The organism is Cellulosimicrobium sp. 4261, from assembly GCF_040546915.1.
GTDB classification, from domain to species: Bacteria; Actinomycetota; Actinomycetes; order Actinomycetales; family Cellulomonadaceae; genus Cellulosimicrobium; species Cellulosimicrobium cinnabarinum.
In genome coordinates, this window is record NZ_JBEPOQ010000005.1 from 1 (window position 1) to 23,112 (window position 23,112).

Below are 23,112 nucleotides of genomic sequence, written 5' to 3' on the forward strand. Positions count from 1 at the left end.
ACTGCCCTGGAGACGGGGTGGGAGAGTAGGACGCCGCCGGACAACCCTTCACCGAAGGCCCACCCCACACGGGGTGGGCCTTCGGCATTTCCGCATACCCCCACACACCACGACGGATGCACCCGTCACGGGCTCGTGCCACCGCGTCGGTACCCGAGGGTCCTCCGGATCTCCGCTCGGGCGAGGTTCGGTCGTGCTGCGGGCCGGCCGGAGGCGGGCCATGGCGCGCGTCCCCACTAGAATGGGGTCATGTCCACCATCTCCCGTGACGAGGTCGCGCGCGTCGCCGCGCTGGCCCGCATCGATCTGCGACCCGAGGAGCTGGACCGGCTCTCCGGCGAGCTCGACGTGATCGTCGACGCCATCGCCAAGGTCAGCGAGGTCGCGACGCCCGACGTCCCCGCGACGAGCCACCCGATCCCGATGTCGAACGTCTTCCGTGACGACATCCCCGAGCCGCCGCTGCCCGTCGAGGACGTCCTCGCGGCCGCGCCCGCGGCCGAGGACGGTCGGTTCTCCGTACCGCAGATCCTCGGGGAGGAGTGAGATGACGGACCTGACACGGCTCTCCGCAGCCGAGCTCGCCGAAGGGCTCGAGGCGCGTGACTTCTCGAGCGTCGAGGCCACCCAGGCGCACCTGGACCGGATCGGCGCGGTCGAGGGCGCGGTGAACGCGTTCCTCCACGTCAACACGGACGAGGCGCTCGCCACGGCCCGCTCGGTCGACGACCGCCGCGTCGCGGGCGAGCCGGTGCACCGGCTCGCCGGCGTGCCGATCGCGGTGAAGGACGTCGTCGTGACGAAGGGTATGCCGACGACGGCCGGCTCCAAGATCCTCGAGGGCTGGGTGCCGCCGTACGACGCGACGCTCGTCGAGAAGATCCGCGCCGCCGGCCTGCCGATCCTCGGCAAGACGAACATGGACGAGTTCGCCATGGGCTCGTCGACCGAGCACTCCGCCTACGGCAACACCCGGAACCCGTGGGACCTCGACCGGATCCCCGGCGGGTCGGGCGGCGGCTCCGCGGCGGCGGTGGCGGCGTTCGAGGCCCCGCTCGCGATCGGCACGGACACCGGCGGCTCCATCCGTCAGCCCGGGGCCGTGACCGGGACCGTCGGCGTGAAGCCGACGTACGGCGGCGTCTCCCGGTACGGGCTCATCGCGATGGCGTCCTCGCTCGACCAGGCGGGCCCCGTCACGCGCACGGTGCTCGACGCCGCGCTGCTGCACGAGCTCATCGGCGGCTACGACCCGCGCGACTCCACGTCGATCCCCGGCCGCGGGCCGGCGCTCGTCGACGCCGCGGTGCAGGGTGCGACGGGCGACCTGTCCGGCCTGCGTGTCGGTGTCGTCAAGGAGCTCACGGGCGAGGGCTACCAGGAGGGCGTGAGCGCGCGGTTCGCGCAGTCGCTCGATCTCCTGCGCGGGCTCGGCGCGGAGATCGTGGAGGTCTCCTGCCCCCACTTCGAGTACGCGCTCGGCGCGTACTACCTGATCATGCCGTCGGAGGCGTCGAGCAACCTCGCGAAGTTCGACGGCATGCGCTTCGGCCTGCGCGTGGAGCCCGAGGAGGGCCCCGTGACCGCGGAGCGCGTCATGGCCGCCACGCGCGGGGCGGGCTTCGGCGACGAGGTGAAGCGCCGCATCATCCTCGGGACCTACGCGCTCTCGGCGGGCTACTACGACGCGTACTACGGCAGCGCACAGAAGGTCCGCACGCTCATCCAGCGGGACTTCGCCGCGGCCTTCGAGCACGCGGACGTCCTCGTCTCGCCGACGGCCCCGACGACGGCGTTCCGGTTCGGCGAGAAGCTCGACGACCCGCTCGCCATGTACCTCAACGACGTCGCGACGATCCCCGCGAACCTCGCGGGGGTCCCGGGGATGTCGGTGCCGTCGGGCTTGTCGGACGACGGCCTGCCCGTCGGGTTCCAGATCCTCGCGCCGGCCAAGGCCGACGACCGCATGTACCGGGTGGGCGCCGCGCTCGAGGCCGCCCTGGTCGGCTCGTGGGGCGGCCCGCTGCTCGACCGCGCGCCCGCGCTGCCCACGGCCACGAACGCACAGGAGGGCCAGGTCGGATGACCACCACGACCGTCGACCTCGTCGACTACGCCGACGCCACGCGCCGTTACGACCCCGTCATCGGGATCGAGGTGCACGTCGAGCTCGGCACGCTGACCAAGATGTTCTGCCCGGCCGAGGTGAGCTTCGGCGCCGAGCCGAACACCCAGGTGACCCCGGTCTCGCTCGGGCTCCCGGGCGCCCTGCCGGTCGTCAACGGCAAGGCCGTCGAGTACGCGATCCGCATCGGTCTCGCGCTCAACTGCCAGATCGCCGAGACGTGCCGGTTCGCGCGCAAGAACTACTTCTACCCGGACGTCCCGAAGAACTTCCAGACGTCCCAGTACGACGAGCCCATCGCCTACGACGGGTGGATCGACGTCGAGCTCGAGGACGGGACCGTGTTCCGCGTCGAGATCGAGCGTGCGCACATGGAGGAGGACGCCGGCAAGAACACCCACGTGGGTGGAGCGACTGGCCGCATCCACGGTGCCGAGTACTCGCTCGTCGACTACAACCGCGCCGGCATCCCGCTCGTCGAGATCGTCACGCGGCCGATCACGGGCGCGGGCGACCGCGCCCCCGAGGTCGCGCGCGCGTACGTGCAGACCCTGCGCGACATCTTCCGGGCGCTCGACGTGTCCGAGGCGCGCATGGAGCGTGGCAACGTCCGGGCGGACGTGAACCTGTCGCTGCGCCCGACGCCCGAGTCGCCGCTCGGCACGCGCACCGAGACGAAGAACGTCAACTCGTTCCGTTCCGTCGAGCGCGCCGTGCGCTACGAGGTGTCCCGTCAGGCCGCCGTGCTCGACGCGGGCGGCACGGTGATCCAGGAGACGCGGCACTGGCACGAGGACACCGGCATCACGACGTCGGGCCGCGTGAAGTCGGACGCGGAGGACTACCGGTACTTCCCGGAGCCCGACCTCGTCCCGATCGCGCCGCCGCGCGAGTGGATCGAGGAGATCCGTGCGGGGCTCCCCGAGCTCCCGGTCGCGCGTCGTCGTCGACTCCAGGGGGAGTGGGGCTACGCGGACGCCGAGATGCGCGACGTCGTGAACGCGGGCGCGCTCGACCTCATCGAGGCCACCGTCGCCGCGGGCACCAGCCCGGCCGGTGCGCGCAAGTGGTGGATGGGCGAGCTCGCGCGCCGCGCCAAGCAGGACGAGGTGGCGCTCGAGGCGCTGCCCGTCACGCCCGAGCAGATCGCCGCGCTGCAGGGCCTCGTCGACGCGGGCCGGATCAACGACAAGCTCGCGCGCCAGGTCCTCGACGGCGTCCTCGCCGGCGAGGGGGACCCGGAGGCCGTCGTCACCGCCCGAGGCCTCGAGGTCGTCTCCGACGACGGCGCGCTGCTCGCCGCGATCGACGAGGCGCTGGCCGCGCAGCCGGACATCGTGGAGAAGGTCCGGGGCGGGAACCTCGGGCCGGTCGGCGCGATCATCGGCGCCGTCATGAAGGCGACCCGCGGCCAGGCGGACGCAGGCCGCGTGCGCGAGCTCGTCCTCGAGCGGATCGGCTGACCGCCGTGACGCGCGGACCGGTCGTCCTGGGGGAGATGGTGCGCCTGCGCCCGATCGAGGCGCGGGACGCGGACCGCATGTGGGAGTCGCTGCAGGACCCGGAGGCGAACCGCCTCACGGGGACGACGGAGACCTTCACGCGCGACCAGATCGACGAGTGGGCGGCGACCGTCAGCGACCGGGACGGCCGGTACGACTGGGCCATCACGCCGGGCGCGGTGCGTGACGGGCAGCCGGTGAGCGACGAGCTCATCGGCGAGATCGTGCTCAACGACCTCGACGAGCACGCGCGCTCGGCGAACCTGCGGCTCGCGCTGCTCCCGAACTACCGCGGGCGCGGCTACGGTCGCGAGGCGATCTTCGAGGTGCTCCGGTTCGCGTTCGAGGGGTCGACGGACGTGGACGGCGTCCGGCACGAGGGACCGCGCCTGCACCGCGTGAGCCTCGACGTGCTGAGCATCAACCCCCGCGCGCGGATGCTCTACGAGTCGCTCGGCTTCCGCGAGGAGGGCCGCCTGCGCGACGTCTACCGCGACGGCGACGGGTGGGCGGACGCCACCGTCATGAGCATCCTCGAGGACGAGTTCCGGGCTGGGCTCGGCGCACCCTGAGCCGTCCGCGGACGACGCACGCGCACGACCGCACGAAGGGCCCGGCAGCATCCGCTGCCGGGCCCTTCGTCGTCCCCGGCGCCCAGGGCGTCCGGTGGGCGAGGCTCGCCGCCCGGTCCCCGAGCGTCGTCGTGGTTGACATCACCCAGCCCACGACGTACATTCATAAGACGGAAACAAACTTCCGAGATGTGGAATCCACTCCGAAGGTCGCGGCCATGCCGCTCGACCCGGTCGTCGAGAGGGAACGCAGCGATGACGCTGGACGAGTTCAACCGGTGGTCGCCGGACGAGGCGCGGGACGCGCTCCTCGCGTGCGCCCACGTGGGCCGGTGGGCCGAGGAGGTCGCGGCCGGTCGCCCGTACGCGACCGTGGACGCCGCCGCCGCGGCGGCGCTCGCCGCCGCCGACCCGTGGACGGACGACGAGATCGACTCGGCCCTGGCGCGCCACCCCCGGATCGGCGAGCGTGCCGAGGGGCAGGCGGCGGACGCGAGCATGTCGCGCTCCGAGCAGGCCGGCGTCGACACCTCCGACGGCGACGTGGCACGTCGCCTCGTCGAGGGGAACCGCGCGTACGAGGAGCGGTTCGGCCACGTGTTCCTCGTCCGGGCCGCCGGGCGCAGCGCCGAGGAGATCCTCGAGCAGCTCACCGAGCGGCTGGGCAACGACGCCGAGACCGAGCGGGCGAACGCCGCCCGCAACCTGCGCGAGATCGCCGCGCTGCGGCTGAAGGGAATGCTGACGGCATGAGCACCCACGCCAGCCACATCACCACGCACGTACTCGACGCGGCCAGCGGTAGGCCCGCCGAGGGGATCACCGTCCGCCTGGAGGCGGCTCCGGAGATCGCGGAGGGGACGACGGGGCAGGGCTGGTCCCTGGTGGCGTCCTCCCGCACGAACGACGACGGTCGCGTGCCCGAGCTCGGGCCCGAGACCCTCGTCCCCGGTACGTACCGGCTCGTGTTCGACACGGCCGAGTACTTCGACCGGCGAGACACCGTGTCCTTCTACCCGGAGGTCGTCGTCGTCTTCCGGGTGGCGAGCGCCGAGCAGCACTACCACGTCCCCGTCCTGCTCAGCCCGTTCGCCTACTCGACCTATCGAGGGAGCTGACATGAGCACCACCACGACTGCCGAGCAGTCGGCGGCCACGCAGAGCAGCGGGGCCATCGTCCTGGGCGACAACCAGTGGGGCAAGGCGGAGGTGCGCCTCGTGCGCGTCGACCGCTCCACGCCCCGCCACGAGATCACGGACGTCAACGTCTCCTCGCAGCTGCGGGGCGGGCAGGAGGCCACGCACCGCGAGGGGGACAACTCCCGGTGCGTCGCGACCGACACGCAGAAGAACACGATCTTCGCGTTCGCCCGTGACGGCGTCGGCGCGATCGAGGACTTCGCGATCCGCCTCGGGCAGCACTTCGTCGAGGACTTCGAGTGGATCGAGGGCGGGCGCTGGGAGATCGAGCAGTACTCCTGGAACCGCATCGAGACCTCGGACGGCGAGCACGACCACGCGTTCGTGCGCAACAACCAGGAGACGCGGACGACGGTCGTCCAGCGCGACGGCGACGAGGTCTTCGTCGTCTCGGGCCTCACGGACCTCGTCGTCCTCAAGTCGACGGGCTCGGAGTTCCACGGGTTCCCGCGCGACCGCTACACGACGCTCGTGGAGACCGACGACCGCATCCTCGCGACGTCGGTCACCTCGCGCTGGCGCTACACCACGACGGACGTCGACTTCGACGCGGTGTACGCGAAGGTCCGCGCGATCCAGCTCGAGGCGTTCGCGACGACGCACTCGCTCGCGCTCCAGCAGACGCTCTTCGCGATGGGCAAGGCGGTCCTGGAGGCCGTCCCCGAGATCGCGGAGATCAAGTTCTCGATGCCGAACAAGCACCACTTCCTCGTGGACCTGGCGCCGTTCGGCCTCGACAACCCGAACGAGGTCTTCTACGCGGCCGACCGCCCGTACGGCCTCATCGAGGCGACCGTCCTGCGTGAGGACGTCCCGGCCGAGCCGCGCGCCTGGGCGACCGTCACCGGGTTCTGCTGAGCCGACATGACGGACGGACGCGCCCTGCCCGGCCGCGGTGCGCCCGCGGTCCGGCAGGGCGCGCCCGCGTCAGGGCGCCGCGGTGATGAGCTCGCGCGTGAGCTCGCTCGCGACGCGGTGCAGCACCGGGACCGCGTGCTCGCCGAACTCGTACGTCACGCGAGCCGCAGGCCCGGAGACGGACAGCGCGGTGGGGGTCGGGGCGTCGGGCACCGCGACGGCGAAGCAGCGCACGCCGAGCTCCTGCTCGCCGTCGTCGATCGCGTACCCGCGCTCGCGGGTCGCGGCGAGCTCCGCGAGGAGCGCGTCGACGTCGGTGATCGACTGGTCCGTCGCGGGCGGCATGCCGACGCGGCCCATGATCTCGCGCACCGTCTGGTCGGGGAGCTGGGCGAGGACCGCCTTGCCGACGCCCGTGCAGTGCGTGTAGACGCGCCGGCCCACCTCGGTGAACATCCGCATCGAGTGGCTCGACGACGCCTGGGCGACGTAGACCGCCATGTCGCGGTCGATCATCGCGAGGTTCGCCGACTCGCCGAGGTCGTGGGCGAGGCGCTCGAGGTAGGGGCGGGCACCCGCGCCGAGCTGGCGGCCCGCCGACTCGCCGAGCCGGATGAGGCGCGGGCCGAGGGTGTACCGCCGCGACGGCGTCTGGCGCACGTAGCCCTGGGCGAGCAGCGTGCGGAGCAGGCGGTGGATCGTCGGCAGCGGGAGGCCCGCGTGCTGCGCGAGCTCGCTCAGGCCGGACTCGCCGCCGAAGTCGGCGAGCAGCTCGAGCAGCTCGATCGCGCGGTCCACGGACTGCACGCCCCCGGCCGGCTTCGCCGGCCTGGTGCTCGGGGCGGTCTCCGTCGGCTCCGTCGCCGAGGTCTCGGCCATCTCACCATCTCCTGTCCACCAGGTGCCGCCCGACGGCGGGCGCACCTCGCCTGAGCAGTGCGGGAACCTCCCGCGCTCCCTTCCGCATCACGGAAGACACGCATCAGCATACGAGAAGAAGGAACGAACATGACGTCCGAGACGAAGGCCCTGGAGACGCAGGCCGCGACGGCGAAGAGCGCCGCGACCAGCCCGAGCTACTCCATCACGCTCCGCGTCGAGGCCCCGAGCGGTCACCGCACGGCGAGCGACCTCGTCGCGGCGGTGAGCGCGACGGGCGCCTCGATCACGGGCGTCGACGTCTCGGAGTCGGGGGCGGACCGCCTCGTCGTCGACATCACGGCCGACACCGTCGACGCCGCGCACGTGGAGCGCATCCGGGACGCACTGGGTGCGCTCGACGGTCTCACCGTGCGGCACGTGAGCGACGCGACGTTCCTCATGCACCTCGGCGGCAAGCTCGAGGTCAACCCCAAGGTGCCGCTGCGCCACCGCGCCGACCTGGCCCGCGCCTACACGCCGGGCGTGGCGCGCGTGTGCCTCGCCATCGCGGAGCGGCCCGAGGACGCGCGCCGCCTGACGGTCAGGCGCAACACGGTCGCGGTCGTGACGGACGGCACCGCCGTCCTCGGCCTCGGCGACATCGGTCCCGCCGCCGCGCTGCCCGTCATGGAGGGCAAGGCCGCGCTGTTCAAGCAGTTCGCGGGCGTCGACGCCTGGCCGGTGTGCCTCGACACGACGGACACCGAGGAGATCATCCGCACGGTGAAGGCCATCGCACCCGTGTACGGCGGGATCAACCTCGAGGACATCTCCGCGCCCCGCTGCTTCGAGATCGAGCGCCGCCTGCGCGAGGAGCTCGACATCCCCGTGTTCCACGACGACCAGCACGGCACGGCGATCGTCGTGCTCGCGGCGCTGACGAACGCGCTGCGCGTGGTCGGCAAGGCCATCGAGGACGTGCGCATCGTCGTCTCCGGGGTCGGCGCCGCGGGCAACGCGATCATCGCGCTGCTCCAGGGCCAGGGTGCGCGGAACATCGTCGCGTTCGACCGCCAGGGTGCGATCCACCCCGGTGCGAGCCTCACCGACGAGCACCGCCGTCGTCTGGCGGAGACGACCAACCCCGAGGGCTTCACGGGCACGCTGCGCGAGGGCTTGGCCGGGGCCGACGTCTTCGTCGGTGTCTCGGGTCCGAACATCCTCACGGGCGACGACGTCGCGACCATGGCCGACGACGCGATCGTCTTCGCGCTGGCCAACCCGACGCCGGAGGTCGACCCGATCGCCGCCGCGCAGCACGCGACGGTCGTCGCCACGGGCCGGAGCGACTACCCGAACCAGATCAACAACGTGCTCGCCTTCCCGGGCCTCTTCCGCGGCCTGCTGGACGTCGGCGCGAGCGAGATCACCGACGAGATGCTGCGCGCCGCGGCCGTCGCCATCGCCGACGCCGTCGCGCCCGAGGAGCTCAGCGCGAGCTACATCGTCCCGAGCGTCTTCGAGCCGGCCGTCTCGACGGCCGTCGCGCGCGCCGTCGCCGAGGTCGCGGAGCGCGACCGCGCGGGCCAGGCTCAGGGGAGCAGCACGTCGGGCCACCACGTCGTGTCGGCAGCCCGGTCCTGACGCACCCTCGTCAGCCCGGCCCGCCCCGCAGAAAGGACACCACCATGACCACCACCACGGCCGTCGCCGTCCACGGACCCGCCGTCGAGCGGTCCGACGAGATCCTCACCCCCGGCGCGCTCGAGCTCGTCGCCGACCTGCAGCGCCGGTTCGGCGCCCGGCGCGACGAGCTGCTCGTCGCGCGGGCCGAGCGCCGCGAGCAGGTCGCCCGCACGGGTCGCCTCGACTTCCTGCCCGAGACCGCCGACGTGCGCGCGGGGGACTGGACGGTCGCCGGCGCACCCGCGGACCTCCGGGACCGCCGCGTCGAGATCACCGGGCCCCCGACGCCCAAGATGGCGATCAACGCCCTCAACTCGGGCGCGAAGGTCTGGCTCGCCGACCTCGAGGACGCGTCGACGCCGCACTGGAGCAACGTCGTCGGGGGCCAGGTCGCCCTGCACGACGCGACGCGCCGCACGCTCGCGTTCACGTCGCCCGAGGGCAAGCAGTACGCGCTGCGTCCCGAGACCGACGACGACCCGCTCGCCGTCATGGTCGTGCGGCCCCGCGGCTGGCACTTCGACGAGGTGCACCTCACCGTGGACGGGACGCCCGCCGTGGGCGCGCTCGTCGACTTCGGGCTGCACTTCTTCCACAACGCGGCGGAGCTCGTCGCGCGCGGCTCCGGGCCGTACTACTACCTGCCGAAGATGGAGTCGCACCTCGAGGCAGGCCTGTGGGACGAGGTCTTCACGCACGCGGAGCAGGCGCTGGGCATCCCGCACGGGACGATCCGTGCGACGGTCCTCATCGAGACGATCCCGGCCGCGTTCGAGATGGACGAGATCCTCTACGAGCTGCGCGACCACGCGTCCGGGCTCAACGCCGGCCGCTGGGACTACCTGTTCTCCGTGATCAAGTACTTCCGCGACTCCGGGCCGTCGTTCACGCTGCCCGACCGCGGGTCGATCACGATGACCGCGCCGTTCATGCGCGCGTACACCGAGCTGCTCGTGCAGACGTGCCACCGGCGCGGCGCGTTCGCGATGGGTGGCATGGCGGCCGTCATCCCGAACCGTCGTGAGCCCGAGGTCACCGCCCAGGCGTTCGAGAAGGTGCGCGCCGACAAGCAGCGCGAGGCCGGCGACGGCTTCGACGGGTCGTGGGTCGCGCACCCGGACCTCGTGCCGGTGTGCCGCGAGGTGTTCGACGGCGTGCTGGGCGAGCGCCCCAACCAGCTCGACCGGCAGCGCCCCGACGTCCACGTCACGGCCGACCAGCTGCTCGACGTGGCCTCCGCGCAGGGCGACGTCACCGAGGCCGGGCTGCGCAACAACCTGTACGTGTCCGTCGCGTACGTCGCGGCGTGGCTCGCGGGCAACGGTGCGGTCGCGATCCACAACCTCATGGAGGACGCCGCGACCGCGGAGATCTCGCGCTCGCAGGTGTGGCAGTGGGTGCGCTCGGGCGCGTCGTTCACCGCGGGCGAGAGCGCGGGCACGACCGTCACCGCCGACCTGGTCCGCACGCTCCTGCGCGAGGAGACCGCGCGGCTGCGCGACGACGTCGGGCACGAGGCCTACGACGCCGGGCCGTACGACCGGGCGGCGGCGCTCGTCGAGGACATCGCGCTCAACGAGCACTACGTCGACTTCCTCACGCTGCCCGCGTACGAGGACGTCGTCGCGCACGAGCGGGACGCGTCCTGATGCCGGCCGGTGGTGAGGCGGGCTCCGTCCGCGGCTTCAGCGAGGACGGCGTGGCGGCGCTGCACGCGTCGCTCGACGGGCTGCTCGCGCCCTGGGACGCCGAGCTCGCGGCCCGCTACCCGGGCGACGACGGCTCGCGCCAGCCCGTGCACACCGTCTACGTGCCCGGCGACCGGTACGCGGCCGGCCTCGCGCCGGAGTGGGCGGCCCGGGCGCGCGATGCGGTCGACGGCGCGGGCGGCGTGCGCCGGCTCGTGGATCTGCTGGGCGTCGGGGAGGGGGCCGGGGGCGACCTCGCGGACGCCGTCGCGGAGCGCGTGAGCGCGAAGCTCGCGGTCGAGGCGATCGAGGACCTCCGGATCGACTTCGAGGACGGGTTCGGCGACCGCGGCGACGCGGCGGAGGACGCCGCGGTGATCGCCGCGGCGCGCGAGCTCGTCCGGGCCGAGGCGCAGGGCACCGCGACGCCGTTCGCGGGCATCCGGATCAAGTGCCTCGAAGAGGCGACGCGCCGACGCGGCGTGCGCACCCTCGCGCTGTTCGTCGCGGAGCTCGTCGCGGGCCGCGCCGCGGCCGGCGCGCCCCGCGCCCTGCCGGACGGGTTCGTCGTGACGCTCGCCAAGGTCACGGCCCCGCAGCAGGTCGAGGCGATGGCGCGCGCGTGCGAGCACGTCGAGGACGCGAACGGCCTCGAACCGGGCACCCTGCGGTTCGAGGTCCAGGTCGAGACGCCGCAGGCGCTGCTCGCGGCCGACGGCACGGCGACGGTCGCACGCCTCGTGCACGCCGCGCCGGGCCGCGTCACGGCGCTGCACTACGGCACGTACGACTACTCGGCGTCGCTCGGCATCGCCGCGGCCTACCAGTCGATGGAGCACCCCGCGGCCGACCACGCGAAGTCGGTCATGCAGCTCGCCGTCGCGGGCACGGGCGTGCGGCTGTCGGACGGGTCGACCAACGTCCTGCCCGTCGGCGACCCCCAGGCCGTCGACGCGGCGTGGCGCCTGCACGGACGGCTCGTGCGCCGCTCGCTCGAGCGTGGCTACTACCAGGGCTGGGACCTGCACCCCGCGCAGCTCCCGAGCCGGTTCGCCGCGACCTACGTGTTCTACCGCGAGGGGGCGGCGTCGGCGCTCGCGCGCCTCGCGGCGTACGTCGGGTTCGTGCCCGACGGCGGGGGCGTCCTCGACGAGCCGGCCACCGCGAAGGCGATGGCCTGGTTCCTCGGCCGCGGCGTCGACTGCGGCGCGCTCACCGAGGCCGAGGTCCGCACCGCGACCGGGCTCGACCGCGCCGGGCTCGACGCGGTCCGCGTCTCCGGGCGCGCGCCGCAGCCCGTCGCGGGCTGAGCGCCCGCCCTCCCCACCCTCCCCGCCGGGCGCCGCGGCACCGCCGCCGGCCCGGCCCACGACCTCCGAGGAGCGACCCCATGACCCAGACCACCCCCTACTACACCCCGCAGGGTGGCCTGCCCGGCCAGACCGAGCTGCTCACCGACCGTGCGATCGTCACCGAGGCGTACACGGTGATCCCGCGCGGCGTGCTGCGCGACATCGTCACCAGCAACCTGCCCGGCTGGGAGAAGACCCGGCTGTGGGTGCTCGCCCGGCCGATCGAGGGCTTCGCGACGACGTTCGCGCAGTACGTCATGGAGGTCTCGCCCGGCGGCGGGTCGGACCAGGGCGAGGACGAGGAGACCGTGCAGTCCGTCGTCTTCGTCACCGAGGGCACGCTCGTGCTCACGCTCGCCGGGGTCGAGCACGTGCTGGAGCCGGGCGGGTACGCGTACCTGGCGGCGGGGGAGCGGTGGGCGCTGCGCAACCGCTCGGACGCGAAGGCCGCGTTCCAGTGGATCCGCAAGGTGTACGAGCCGATCCCGGGACACACCGCGTCGTCGTTCGTCACGCGCGAGCAGGACGTCGAGCCGCGCGCGATGCCGGACACCGACGGCGTGTGGGTGACGACGCGGTTCGTCGACCCCGACGACCTCGCGCACGACATGCACGTCAACATCGTGACGTTCCAGCCCGGCGGGTCCATCCCGTTCGCGGAGACGCACATCATGGAGCACGGGCTCTACGTGCTCGAGGGCAAGGCGGTCTACCGCCTCAACGGCGACTGGGTCGAGGTGCAGGAGGGCGACTTCATGTGGCTCCGGGCGTTCTGCCCGCAGGCCTGCTACGCGGGCGGCCCCAAGCCGTTCCGCTACCTGCTCTACAAGGACGTGAACCGGCAGGTCAGGCTCGACCGTCGGCGCTGACGGCCGTCTGACGGCCGTCGTCGACGTCACGCGAAGGGCCCGGTCTCCTGGAGGGACCGGGCCCTTCGTCGTCCGTGCGCACCAGGTCGACGACGGCGAGCGCTGTTGACGCCCGAGGAGTGCCGTGCCTACACTTCCATACAGCAGAAGAAAAGTTCCGCAGAATGGAATCGCAACGCAGCGAGACGCGGACGGACCCAGGGAGACGACGATGAGCCCCGCACCGACGTACACCGTCAACTGCTCGATCCTGCTCACGGACCTGCCGCTGCTCGAGCGGCCGGCCGCCGCCGCGGCGGCGGGGTTCCGGGGTGTCGAGTTCTGGTGGCCGTTCGCGTCGCCCACGCCAGCCCGCGACGAGGTCGACGCGTTCGTCGGCGTGATCGAGGCGGCGGGCGTGCAGCTCACCGGCCTGAACTTCGACGCCGGGAACATGCCGGGCGGCGACCGTGGTCTCGTGTCGTGGCCCGCGCGCTCGGCCGACCTGCGCGCGAACCTCGACGTCGTCACCGCGATCGGGGAGCGCACCGGCTGCCGCGCGTTCAACGCGCTCTACGGCAACCGCCAGGAGGACGAGACGCCCGAGGTGCAGGACGAGCTCGGCGCCGAGAACCTCGCGCTCGCGGCCCGGGCGGTGGGTCGCATCGGCGGCACGGTGCTCGTCGAGCCCGTGAGCGGCGCGCCGGCGTACCCGCTGAAGACGGCGGCCGACGCCGTGCGCGTCATCGACCGGGTCGCCGCCGACCACGGCGAGACGAACCTCGGCCTCCTGTTCGACGTCTACCACCTGGCCGTGAACGGCGACGACGTCGACGCGGCCCTGTCGACCTACCGCGGCCGCATCGCGCACGTGCAGGTCGCGGACGCGCCAGGGCGTGGCGAGCCCGGCACGGGCGACCTGCCGATCGAGCGCTGGACCAAGGACCTGCGCGCCGGCGGCTACGACGGCTGGATCGGCCTCGAGTACAAGACCGCAGCCGCCGACCCGTTCGCGTGGCTCCCCGTCGCCGAGCGCTGACGCGACCCCCGGCCGTCAACCGGCCGCGCGCCGACCGTCCGTCGGCCGCCCCGACCCCCGACCTGAACCACCCAGAGGAGCACACCATGGCCTCCATCGCCTTCATCGGACTCGGCATCATGGGCAGCCCCATGGCCGTCCACCTGCAGAACGCCGGGCACGACGTCGCGGGCTACAACCGCAGCCCCGAGAAGACCGCGCCGCTCGTCGAGGCGGGTGGTCGCGCGGCCGCGTCGGTCGCCGACGCGGTCTCGGGCGCGGACGTCGTCGCGATCATGGTCCCGGACTCGCCCGACGTGGAGGCGGTGCTCACCGGCGACGACGGCGTCCTCGCGAACGCGAAGCCGGGCGCGCTCGTCGTCGACTTCTCCTCGATCCGCCCGGACGTCACGGTCGCGCTCGCGCAGCAGGCGAAGGACGCGGGCCTGCGGATCGTCGACGCCCCCGTCTCGGGGGGCGAGCCGGGCGCGATCAACGCCGCGCTGTCGATCATGGTCGGCGGCACGCCCGAGGACTTCGAGGCGGCGAAGCCGTTCCTCGACGTCGTCGGCAAGACGGTCGTGCACGTGGGCCCGAACGGCTCCGGCCAGACCGTGAAGGCCGCGAACCAGCTCATCGTCGCCGCGAACATCCAGGCGCTCGCCGAGGCGGTCGTCTTCCTCGAGGCGTACGGCGTCGACACCGAGGCCGCGATCGAGGTCCTCGGCGGCGGCCTCGCGGGCTCGGCGGTGCTGAACCAGAAGGCGCGCAAGATGCTCGACCGCGACTTCGGCCCCGGGTTCCGGATCGAGCTCCACCACAAGGACCTCGGCATCGTCACCGCCGCCGCCCGCGAGGCGGGCGTCGTCGCGCCGCTCGGCGGCCTCGTCGCCCAGCTCATGGCGTCCGCCCGCGCGAACGGCGACGGCGGTCTCGACCACTCGGGCCTGTTCCGCGGCGTCGAGCGCCTGTCCGGCCGCGACGGCTCCTGACCTTCCCCCTGACGACGACGTCACCTCCAGCAAGGAGAGAAACCATGCCTCGTATGCGTGCGGTGGACGCCGCAGTGGCGATCCTCGAGATCGAGGGCGCGACCCAGGCCTTCGGCCTGCCCGGCGCCGCCATCAACCCCTTCTACTCCGCGATGCTCGCGCACGGCGGGATCGACCACGTGCTCGCCCGCCACGTCGAGGGCGCGTCGCACATGGCCGACGGCTACTCCCGTGCCAAGCCGGGGAACATCGGCATCTGCATCGGCACGTCGGGCCCCGCGGGCACCGACATGATCACCGGGCTCTACGCCGCGTGGGCCGACTCGATCCCCATGCTCTGCATCACGGGACAGGCGCCGGTCGCCAAGCTCGACAAGGAGGACTTCCAGGCCGTCGACATCGCGAGCATCGCCGCTCCGGTGACGAAGATGGCCAAGACCGTCCTCGAGGCCGGGCAGGTGCCGCAGGTCTTCCAGCAGGCGTTCCACCTCATGCGCTCGGGCCGCCCGGGGCCGGTGCTCGTCGACCTTCCGATCGACGTGCAGCTCACGGAGATCGAGTTCGACCCGGCGACCTACGAGCCGTTGCCCGTGCACCGCCCGACGGCGACGCGCGCCCAGGCCGAGAAGGCGATCGACCTGCTGCTCGCGGCGGAGCGTCCGCTGCTCATCGCGGGCGGCGGCATCGTCAACGCGGGCGGCGAGGACCTGCTCGTCGAGCTCGCCGAGACGCTCGGCGTCCCCGTCATCCCGACGCTCATGGGCTGGGGCGTGATCCCGGACGACCACGCGCTCATGGCCGGCATGGCCGGGCTCCAGACGTCGCACCGCTACGGCAACGCGAACCTGCTCGCGTCCGACTTCGTGCTCGGCATCGGCAACCGCTGGGCCAACCGCCACACGGGCGGTCTCGACACGTACCGGGCGGGCCGCACGTTCGTCCACGTCGACATCGAGCCGACGCAGATCGGTCGCGTGTTCGCGCCCGACTACGGCATCGTGTCCGACGCGAAGGCGGCCCTCGAGCTGTTCGTCGAGGTGGCGCGCGAGCGCCGCGACGCCGGCCGCGCGCGCGACTACGCGGGCTGGGCGGCTGAGTGCGCCGAGCGCAAGCGGACGCTGCAGCGCAAGACGCACTTCACCGAGATCCCCATCAAGCCGCAGCGCGTGTACGAGGAGATGAACAAGGCCTTCGGCCCCGAGACGCGCTACGTCACGACCATCGGGCTCTCGCAGATCGCCGGCGCGCAGTTCCTCCACGTGTACCAGCCGCGGCACTGGATCAACGCGGGCCAGGCCGGACCCCTGGGCTGGACCGGCCCCGCGGCGCTCGGCGTCGCGAAGGCCGTGCCGGGCGAGCCGGTCGTCGCGCTCTCGGGCGACTACGACTTCCAGTTCATGATCGAGGAGCTCGCGGTCGGCGCGCAGTTCAACCTGCCGTACGTGCACGTCGTCGTGAACAACTCCTACCTGGGCCTGATCCGCCAGGCGCAGCGGGCCTTCGACATGGACTACCACGTCCAGCTCTCGTTCGAGAACGTCAACTCGCCCGAGCTGGGCGGCTACGGCGTCGACCACGTCAAGGTGGCCGAGGGCCTGGGCTGCAAGGCGATCCGCGTGACCGACCCCGAGGGGCTCGGCGAGGCGTTCGCGAAGGCGCAGGCCATGGCGGCGGAGTTCCGCGTGCCGGTCGTGGTCGAGGTCATCCTGGAGCGCGTCACGAACATCGCCATGGGCGTCGAGCTCACGGGCGTCAACGAGTTCGAGGACCTCGCGATCTCGGCCGAGGACGCCCCCACCGCCACCGCGCTGCTCGACTGAGCACGCCGCACCCAGGGAGCAGGAGACATGACGGAGGGCGCGATGGGCACGGGTGAGGTGAGCGGTCGCGAGCACGAGTACGACCTCGTCGTGCGCGGCGAGCGCGTGCTCGTCGCCGGCGGGGAGCACCCCCGCGAGGTGGGTGTCGTCGGGGGAGTGGTCCGCGCGATCGAGCCGCTCGGCGCCGGGCTCGACGGCGCGCGCGTCGTCGAGCTGGAGCCGCACCAGGTGCTGGTCCCCGGGCTCGTCGACACGCACGTGCACGTCAACGAGCCGGGGCGCACCGAGTGGGAGGGCTTCGCGTCCGCGACGCGGGCCGCCGCCGCGGGCGGGGTGACGACGATCGTCGACATGCCGCTCAACTCGATCCCCCCGACGGTCGACGTCGAGGCGCTCGAGACCAAGCAGGAGGTCGCGCGCGACCAGGCGTTCGTCGACGTCGGGTTCTGGGGTGGGGCCGTGCCCGGCAACGCGGACGAGCTGCGGCCCCTGTGGGACGCGGGCGTGTTCGGGTTCAAGTGCTTCCTGCTGCACTCGGGGGTCGAGGAGTTCGGGTACCTCGAGCCCGACGAGCTCGAGGCCGACCTGCGCCTGCTCGCCGACTTCGACGGCCTCATGCTCGTGCACGCCGAGGACTCGCGGGCGATCGAGCGGGCGCCCACCCCGCACGGCGACCACTACGACACGTTCCTCGCGTCGCGCCCGCGCGGCGCGGAGAACGTCGCGATCGCGGCGGTGATCGAGGCGGCGCGCTGGACCGGGGCGCGCGCGCACGTGCTGCACCTGTCGAGCTCGGACGCGCTGCCGATGATCCGGAGCGCGAAGCGCGAGGGTGTGCGCCTCACGGTCGAGACGTGCCCGCACTACCTGGCGCTCGCGGCCGAGGAGATCCCCGACGGCGCGACGCAGTTCAAGTGCTGCCCGCCCATCCGGGAGATCGACAACCGCGAGCTGCTCTGGGAGGGCCTGCTCGACGGCACGATCGACTGCATCGTCTCGGACCACTCGCCGAGCACGCCCGACCTCAAGGAGCTCGACACGGGCGACTTCGGGACGGCGTGGGGCGGGGTGTCGTCGCTCCAGCTCGGGCTCGCGATCGTGTGGACGGAGGCGCGGACGCGCGGCGTGCCGTTCGCGCGCGTCGTCGAGTGGATGTCGGCTCGCCCGGCGGCCGTCGCGGGACTCCGGCGCAAGGGCTCGATCGCGCTCGGCTTCGACGCGGACCTCGCGGTGGTCGAGCCGGACACGGCGTTCGTCGTCGACCCGAAGGCCCTGCACCACAAGAACCCCGTCACGCCGTACGCCGACCGCGCGCTCTCGGGCGCCGTCGTCGCGACGTACCTGCGGGGCGAGGAGATCACCCTCGACCGCCCCACGGGCCGCCTGCTCGCGCGCGGCGACGCGTGAGGGGCTGAGACTCCCGTGCCCGGCCGCGGGGGCCGGGCACGGGGAACCACCTGATCCCGCACGACGAGGGGCGGCACCGCTGGTGGGTGCCGCCCCTCGTCGTGCACGAGACAGACCACCCCAGTAGGCCGAGGTAGAGCCATGGTCGGCGAAGTAGAGCCGTGGTCGTGACCACGGCTCTACCTCGGCGGACCGGGGCTCTCCCTCGGCGGGGTGGAGGGCGTGGGGGTCAGGACTGCGCGAGGAGCTCGTCGAGCTGCTCGTAGCCCTCGCGGACGCCGACCTCCATGCCGCTCGCGACGAAGCCGTCGCGACCCTCGAACGAGTCGACGAGCGACGTCGCGGTGAGCCGGCTGCGGCCGTCGGGCAGGTCCTCGAACACGAGGCGGTCGAGCGAGACGCCGTCGGGGAAGCCCTCGAACGTGAACGTCTGGACGACGAGCTCGTCCGGGCGCACCTCGTGGACGCTGCCGAAGAACGCGTACTCGTTGCCGTCCGGGTCGACCTGGACGTACCGGTACGCGCCGCCCGTGCGCACGTCCCACAGCTCGTTGCGCTGGGTGAGGTAGCGCGGGCCGTTCCAGCGCGCGAAGAGCTCCGGGTCGAGGTGGGCGCGGAAGACCTTCGCGGCGGGCGCGTCGAACTCGCGCACGATGCGGACGATCGGGAGGTCCGTGGGGACGACGATCTCGGTCTCGTGGGTGCCGGTGGTGGTCATGGTGCTGCTCCTGTCGTCGGGTCGTTCTCGGTGCTGCCCGGTCGGTCGGGCAGGTCGCGCAGGACGTCGTCGAGGCGGCGGTAGCGGTCCTCGGCCTCGCGCCGGTAGCGCTCGATCCACTTCGTCATGAGGTCCAGCACCTCCGCCTCGAGGTGCACGGGGGCGCGCCGGGCGTCCGTCGTGCGGGTCACCAGGCCGGAGTCCTCGAGCACGCGCAGGTGCTTGGACACCGCCTGGACGGACATGTCGTACGGCCGGGCGAGCTCGCCGACGCTGGCGTCTCCCGACGCGAGCCGGGCCACCATGTCGCGGCGCGTGGGGTCGGCGAGCGCCGAGAACACGCGGGAGAGCGGGTCGGCCGTCACGGGACCTCCTCGTGGGGCGCCGGGGTGCGGCGTCCGGTCATCAACTCATCGGTTGACGACGACGCTACGCCGCACACTCGGAGTCGTCAACCTTTTGGTTGATAAAAATGCGTCAGGCGCGCCGGGCCCGCTCGAAGTCGTCGAGCGAGACCTTCCGCTCGACGGCGTGGTCGACGATCCGCTCGGGGTAGCCGGCCGGCTGCTCGCGCAGCGTCCACGGCTCGTGGACCGCCCGGCCCTCGACCTCCCGCAGCTCCGGCACCCACCGACGCACGTACGTGCCGTCGGGGTCGAACTTCCTGCTCTGCGTGACGGGGTTGAAGATGCGGAAGTACGGCGCGGCGTCCCGGCCCGTCCCCGCGACCCACTGCCAGTTGAGCTGGTTCTGCGAGACGTCGCCGTCCGCGAGGTGCGCCATGAAGTGCGCCGCGCCGCGCTGCCACCGCACGTGCAGGTCCTTGACGAGGAACGACGCCACGACCATCCGCACGCGGTTGTGCATCCACCCCTCGGCGAGCAGCTGGCGCATCCCGGCGTCGACGAGCGGGTAGCCCGTGCGGCCCTCGGCCCACGCGGTGAGGTACGCGTCCTCGGCGGCGCCCTCCGCCCATGCGTCCTCGGGCACGACGTCGCGGAGCGACCGCTGCGCCGCCCCCGGGTGGTGGAACAGGACGTCGGCGTGGAACTCGCGCCACGCGAGCTCGGAGCGGTAGGCGAGGGCGTCGTCGGACGGCGCGCGCCCGTCGTGCAGAGCGTCCCGCACGTCGGCGAGGAGCGTCCGCGGGTGCAGCTCCCCCCACTTCAGCGGGATCGACATGCCCGACGTCGCGGGCCGGTCCGGGCGGTCGCGCTCGGTCGCGTAGCCTGCGAGGTGGTCCGCGAGGAAGTCGCGCCAGCGCCGACGGGCCGCGGCCTCGCCCGCCGGGGGGAGCCGGGCGTCGGTGCCGGGGTCGGCGGGGACGCCGTCCGACCGGAGCGTGGCCCACGGCACGTCGCGCGGCCGCGGCGCCGGGTCGCGCCAGCCGTGCTCGACCCACGCGTCACGGAAGGGCGTGAAGACCTGGAACGGGGTCCCGGTGCGCGTGCGCAGACGTCCCGGCGCGACGGCGTAGGGCGAGCCGGTGCGCACGAGGTGGGCGCCGCCGTCGGGCAGGGCCTCCTCGACCGCGGCGTCGCGGGCCACGCCGTACGGCTCGAACGACGCCGTGACGTGCACCTCGCGCGCCTCGACCTCGCGCGCGACGGCGGGCACGACGGCGCGCGGGTCGCCGTGCCGGACGACGAGCCGGCCGCCGGTCGCCTCGTCGAGCGCGGCGAGGCTCCGCGCGAGGTAGGCGCGGCGCGGGTCGCCCGCGGCGCCCCACAGGCGGGGGTCGAGCACGTAGAGCGCGACGACCTCGTCGTCCGCGTCCCGGGCGGCCTGCACCGCCGCCACGAGGGCCGGGTTGTCGGCGAGGCGGAGGTCGCGGCGGCACCACCAGAGCGTCGGCATCCGGCCACGCTAACGGTCGCAGGCGGTGCACGCCGGTGGGAGCATCGCAGGATGGGTGGTGACGACCGACGAGAGCAGGACGACGCGCGACGCCGCGCGCTCGGGCGCGAGGCGCGCACCGAGCCGGAGGCCGGGGCGGCGCCCCTCGGACCGGGGACGGCGGGCGGCGTGGGCGCCGCCGAGGGGCCCGCGGCGGGGGCCATCGAAGGGGATCACGCGTTCTTCGGGCACCCGCGCGGGCTGCTGACGCTCTTCACCACGGAGCTGTGGGAGCGGTTCAGCTACTACGGGATGCGCGCGATCCTGCTCTACTACCTCACGGACACCGTGGCGAACGGTGGCCTGGGCATCGAGGAGACGACCGGGCTCGCGCTCGTGTCGATCTACGGCACGAGCGTGTACCTGCTGTCCGTCGTGGGCGGCTGGCTCGCCGACCGCGTGATCGGGTCCCGGCGCTCGGTCCTGTACGGCGGCATCATCATCGCGGCCGGGCACGTGAGCCTCACGGTCCCCGGCACGGGCTTCTCGATGGTCGGCATCGCGCTCGTGGCGCTCGGCACCGGCCTGCTCAAGCCGAACGTGTCGTCGATGGTCGGCGAGCTGTACGCGCGCGACGACCCGCGCCGCGACTCGGGCTTCTCGATCTTCTACATGGGCATCAACCTCGGCTCGTTCGTCGCGCCGTTCCTCGTGGGTGCCGCGCGGGCCTGGGGCGGGTACCACGCGGGCTTCGCCGTGGCCGCGGTGGGGATGGCGGTCGCGCTCGTGTTCTTCGTCGCGGGCCGGCGCTACCTCGGCGAGGCGGGCGCGCACGTGCCCAACCCCGTCCGCCCCGAGGAGCGCGCGAAGATCGCGCGGATCTTCCTCCTCATCGCGGGCGGCGTGGTGCTCGTCGGCCTGGTCGCCGTCCTCGTCGCCGGCGGGTTCGAGATCTCGACCTTCATCGACACGATGTCCTACCTCGCGTTCCTCGCGCCGATCGCCTACTTCATCGTCATGTACCGCTCGCCGCGCGTGACGGACGCCGAGCGGCCCCGCGTCATCGCGTACATCCCGCTGTTCGTCGCGGCGATGCTCTTCTGGATGATCTTCGAGCAGGCGGCCACGACGCTCTCGGCGTTCGCGAAGGACCGCACCGACCTGACGTTCTTCGGCGTGGGCATCAGCCCCGAGTTCTTCCAGTCGGTGAACCCGCTGTCGATCATCGTCCTCGCGCCCGTGTTCGCGTGGATCTGGCTCAAGACGGGCGACCGCCCGACGACGGCCAACAAGTTCGCGATCGGCCTCGCCCTCGCGTCGGTGTCGTTCCTCTTCCTCGCGGCCGCGTCGGCCGTCGTCGGCGACGGCAAGGCGCCGTCGTGGGTGCTCGTGCTCGTCTACGTGATCCAGACGCTCGGCGAGCTGTGCCTGTCGCCGGTCGGCCTCGCCGCGACGACGCTGCTCGCGCCCAAGGCGTTCCGGTCCCAGGCGATGGCCCTGTGGTTCCTCGCGCCGGCCGCCGGCCAGGCCATCACGGCGCAGGTCGTGCAGGTCACCGAGGGCGCCTCCGACACCGCGTACTTCGGCGGGATCGGGGCGGTCACCCTCGTCTTCGCGCTCGCGCTGTTCGCGCTCGCGCCGTGGGTCACGCGGCACATCCGGCACGCCGACGAGCTCGAGGGCGCGCACACCGCCGGGGCCTGAGGGGCGGCGTCGCACGACGGCGCGGGGCCGCGACGTCGCGGCCCCGCGCTCGTGCTGCACGCGTGGTGGTGCCGGGCCTGTCGTGGTGCCGGGCCTGCGGCGGGTCAGCGCAGCCAGGCGGCCCGGCGCACGAGGGGAAGGGCCGCCCAGCGGCGGCCGAGGCCCCACGTGTCGCCCGCGAGCGTCGTCGCGAGGACGGCGAGGAGCAGGACGACGAGGACGTGCTCGTCGACGACGGGGTTGTTCGAGCCCGGCGCGACCGGCCACTGCGACAGCCACAGCATCGCGAAGAGGACGGTGCCGCTCACCGCGGCGACGCGCAGGCCGATCCCCAGCAGGAGCGCGAGGCCGACGCCCAGCAGCCCCAGCATGAACAGCCAGTCGGTGACGGGGCTCGCCATCGCGGCGAACGTGCTCGCGAGCGGGCCCTGGGCGCCGTTCTCGAGGTAGCCCTGCGTGGGTGCGCCCCCCGCGAGCCACGCGCGCTCGCGCGGGGTCGCGTACCCGAGGCCGACGAGCTTGTCGGTGAACGGCCACAGGAAGACGACGGCCGTGCCGATCCGCGTGAGCGCGAGGGCGTGGCGGGCCGACGAGCGCGTGACGACGTCGTCCTGCGTGACGGGGTCGGTGGTGCGGGCCGACGCGCTGCGCGCCGCCGACCCGGGGGAGGCGCCGGGCGGCGCGGACGTGGTGGACGTGGACATGGAGGTGCCCCCTCGGGGAGAGAAGTGGTCGGGTCGGTGCCGGCGAGGGCCTGCCCCGACCCGAGCGGTGTGCCGCTCCCCGTCGAGGCGTCGCGGTGGTCGTCCGGCCGTGACGTGCTCGCCCACGGTGGCAGGGGTGCGGGAGGCGGTTCAACCCTTACGTCCGGATCGCGTGGACATCCCGTAGGCCCGGCGGGGCTACGTACGTAGGCCCCCCGACC

The 23,112-nt window shown here is 73.2% G+C and carries 21 protein-coding genes; 16 read left to right on the forward strand and 5 right to left on the reverse strand.

Going from position 1 to position 23,112, the window contains the following annotated elements:
• Positions 1-249: 249 nt before the first annotated feature.
• The 7 genes from gatC (at position 250) to pucL (ending at position 6,257) form a co-directional block, all read left to right on the forward strand.
• Complete coding sequence (gatC, locus tag ABIE39_RS08020) at positions 250-546, forward strand: Asp-tRNA(Asn)/Glu-tRNA(Gln) amidotransferase subunit GatC (protein ID WP_034652217.1); 297 nt, start codon at positions 250-252, stop codon at positions 544-546.
• A 1-nt stretch (position 547) separates the two neighbouring features.
• Positions 548-2,086, forward strand: a complete 1,539-nt coding sequence (gatA, locus tag ABIE39_RS08025) for an Asp-tRNA(Asn)/Glu-tRNA(Gln) amidotransferase subunit GatA (protein WP_043654206.1) — start codon at positions 548-550, stop codon at positions 2,084-2,086.
• On the forward strand, positions 2,083-3,588 hold the full coding sequence (gene gatB, locus ABIE39_RS08030; RefSeq protein WP_354051252.1) for an Asp-tRNA(Asn)/Glu-tRNA(Gln) amidotransferase subunit GatB: 1,506 nt from the start codon (positions 2,083-2,085) through the stop codon (positions 3,586-3,588). The genes gatA and gatB overlap by 4 nt, the downstream gene beginning before the upstream one ends.
• Positions 3,589-3,593: 5 nt before the next feature.
• Positions 3,594-4,199, forward strand: a complete 606-nt coding sequence (locus tag ABIE39_RS08035; protein WP_175008229.1) for a GNAT family N-acetyltransferase — start codon at positions 3,594-3,596, stop codon at positions 4,197-4,199.
• Between the two features lie 255 nt (positions 4,200-4,454).
• Entirely contained in the window at positions 4,455-4,952 is a 498-nt protein-coding gene (gene uraD, locus ABIE39_RS08040; RefSeq protein WP_354051254.1) for a 2-oxo-4-hydroxy-4-carboxy-5-ureidoimidazoline decarboxylase, read from the forward strand.
• Positions 4,949-5,317, forward strand: a complete 369-nt coding sequence (uraH, locus tag ABIE39_RS08045; protein WP_074809875.1) for a hydroxyisourate hydrolase — start codon at positions 4,949-4,951, stop codon at positions 5,315-5,317. The genes uraD and uraH overlap by 4 nt, the downstream gene beginning before the upstream one ends.
• A 1-nt stretch (position 5,318) precedes the next feature.
• A complete protein-coding gene (gene pucL / locus ABIE39_RS08050) occupies positions 5,319-6,257 on the forward strand; it encodes a factor-independent urate hydroxylase (RefSeq protein ID WP_175008231.1) in 939 nt (312 codons plus the stop codon).
• A 69-nt stretch (positions 6,258-6,326) separates the two neighbouring features.
• On the opposite strand, the gene ABIE39_RS08055 is transcribed toward pucL, so the two are convergent.
• Positions 6,327-7,136 (reverse strand): IclR family transcriptional regulator domain-containing protein, encoded by an 810-nt coding sequence (locus ABIE39_RS08055; protein WP_175008232.1) that lies wholly within the window; start codon positions 7,134-7,136, stop codon positions 6,327-6,329.
• 129 nt (positions 7,137-7,265) lie between these two features.
• Here ABIE39_RS08055 and ABIE39_RS08060 point away from each other — a divergent pair, with 129 nt between their 5' ends.
• The 8 genes from ABIE39_RS08060 (at position 7,266) to allB (ending at position 17,929) form a co-directional block, all read left to right on the forward strand.
• The gene (locus ABIE39_RS08060; RefSeq protein ID WP_354051257.1) at positions 7,266-8,762 is read left to right on the forward strand and encodes an NAD-dependent malic enzyme; all 1,497 of its coding nucleotides are present in this window, start codon (positions 7,266-7,268) and stop codon (positions 8,760-8,762) included.
• 44 nt (positions 8,763-8,806) lie between these two features.
• A complete protein-coding gene (aceB, locus tag ABIE39_RS08065; RefSeq protein ID WP_354051259.1) occupies positions 8,807-10,453 on the forward strand; it encodes a malate synthase A in 1,647 nt (548 codons plus the stop codon).
• Positions 10,453-11,802 (forward strand): DUF6986 family protein, encoded by a 1,350-nt coding sequence (locus ABIE39_RS08070; protein WP_354051261.1) that lies wholly within the window; start codon positions 10,453-10,455, stop codon positions 11,800-11,802. Before aceB ends, ABIE39_RS08070 begins: the two co-directional genes overlap by 1 nt.
• Positions 11,803-11,882: 80 nt before the next feature.
• A complete protein-coding gene (locus ABIE39_RS08075) occupies positions 11,883-12,713 on the forward strand; it encodes a bifunctional allantoicase/(S)-ureidoglycine aminohydrolase (protein ID WP_354051264.1) in 831 nt (276 codons plus the stop codon).
• A gap of 211 nt (positions 12,714-12,924) precedes the next feature.
• Positions 12,925-13,731 carry a TIM barrel protein gene (locus tag ABIE39_RS08080; protein ID WP_175008237.1) on the forward strand — a complete coding sequence of 269 codons (807 nt, stop codon included), beginning with the start codon at positions 12,925-12,927 and terminating at the stop codon, positions 13,729-13,731.
• Positions 13,732-13,817: 86 nt separating this feature from the next.
• Positions 13,818-14,702 carry a 2-hydroxy-3-oxopropionate reductase gene (locus ABIE39_RS08085; RefSeq protein WP_021481126.1) on the forward strand — a complete coding sequence of 295 codons (885 nt, stop codon included), beginning with the start codon at positions 13,818-13,820 and terminating at the stop codon, positions 14,700-14,702.
• A 44-nt stretch (positions 14,703-14,746) separates the two neighbouring features.
• A complete protein-coding gene (gcl, locus tag ABIE39_RS08090) occupies positions 14,747-16,522 on the forward strand; it encodes a glyoxylate carboligase (protein WP_354051267.1) in 1,776 nt (591 codons plus the stop codon).
• Between the two features lie 27 nt (positions 16,523-16,549).
• The gene (allB, locus tag ABIE39_RS08095; protein ID WP_354051269.1) at positions 16,550-17,929 is read left to right on the forward strand and encodes an allantoinase AllB; all 1,380 of its coding nucleotides are present in this window, start codon (positions 16,550-16,552) and stop codon (positions 17,927-17,929) included.
• A gap of 229 nt (positions 17,930-18,158) precedes the next feature.
• Here allB and ABIE39_RS08100 read toward each other — a convergent pair whose 3' ends face one another.
• The 3 genes from ABIE39_RS08100 to ABIE39_RS08110 form a co-directional block, all read right to left on the reverse strand.
• Positions 18,159-18,647, reverse strand: a complete 489-nt coding sequence (locus ABIE39_RS08100; protein ID WP_354051271.1) for an SRPBCC family protein — start codon at positions 18,645-18,647, stop codon at positions 18,159-18,161.
• Positions 18,644-19,012: an ArsR/SmtB family transcription factor gene (locus ABIE39_RS08105; RefSeq protein ID WP_354051273.1), complete on the reverse strand. Its 369-nt coding sequence runs from the start codon at positions 19,010-19,012 to the stop codon at positions 18,644-18,646. The genes ABIE39_RS08100 and ABIE39_RS08105 overlap by 4 nt, the downstream gene beginning before the upstream one ends.
• A gap of 112 nt (positions 19,013-19,124) precedes the next feature.
• Positions 19,125-20,504 carry a cryptochrome/photolyase family protein gene (locus tag ABIE39_RS08110; RefSeq protein WP_354051275.1) on the reverse strand — a complete coding sequence of 460 codons (1,380 nt, stop codon included), beginning with the start codon at positions 20,502-20,504 and terminating at the stop codon, positions 19,125-19,127.
• A 51-nt stretch (positions 20,505-20,555) separates the two neighbouring features.
• On the opposite strand from ABIE39_RS08110, the gene ABIE39_RS08115 reads away from it, so the two are divergent.
• Positions 20,556-22,187 carry a peptide MFS transporter gene (locus tag ABIE39_RS08115; RefSeq protein WP_354051277.1) on the forward strand — a complete coding sequence of 544 codons (1,632 nt, stop codon included), beginning with the start codon at positions 20,556-20,558 and terminating at the stop codon, positions 22,185-22,187.
• Between the two features lie 104 nt (positions 22,188-22,291).
• Here the strand turns inward: ABIE39_RS08115 and ABIE39_RS08120 are convergent, their stop codons facing one another.
• Positions 22,292-22,891 carry a DoxX family protein gene (locus tag ABIE39_RS08120; RefSeq protein ID WP_186810373.1) on the reverse strand — a complete coding sequence of 200 codons (600 nt, stop codon included), beginning with the start codon at positions 22,889-22,891 and terminating at the stop codon, positions 22,292-22,294.
• Positions 22,892-23,112: the final 221 nt, after the last annotated feature.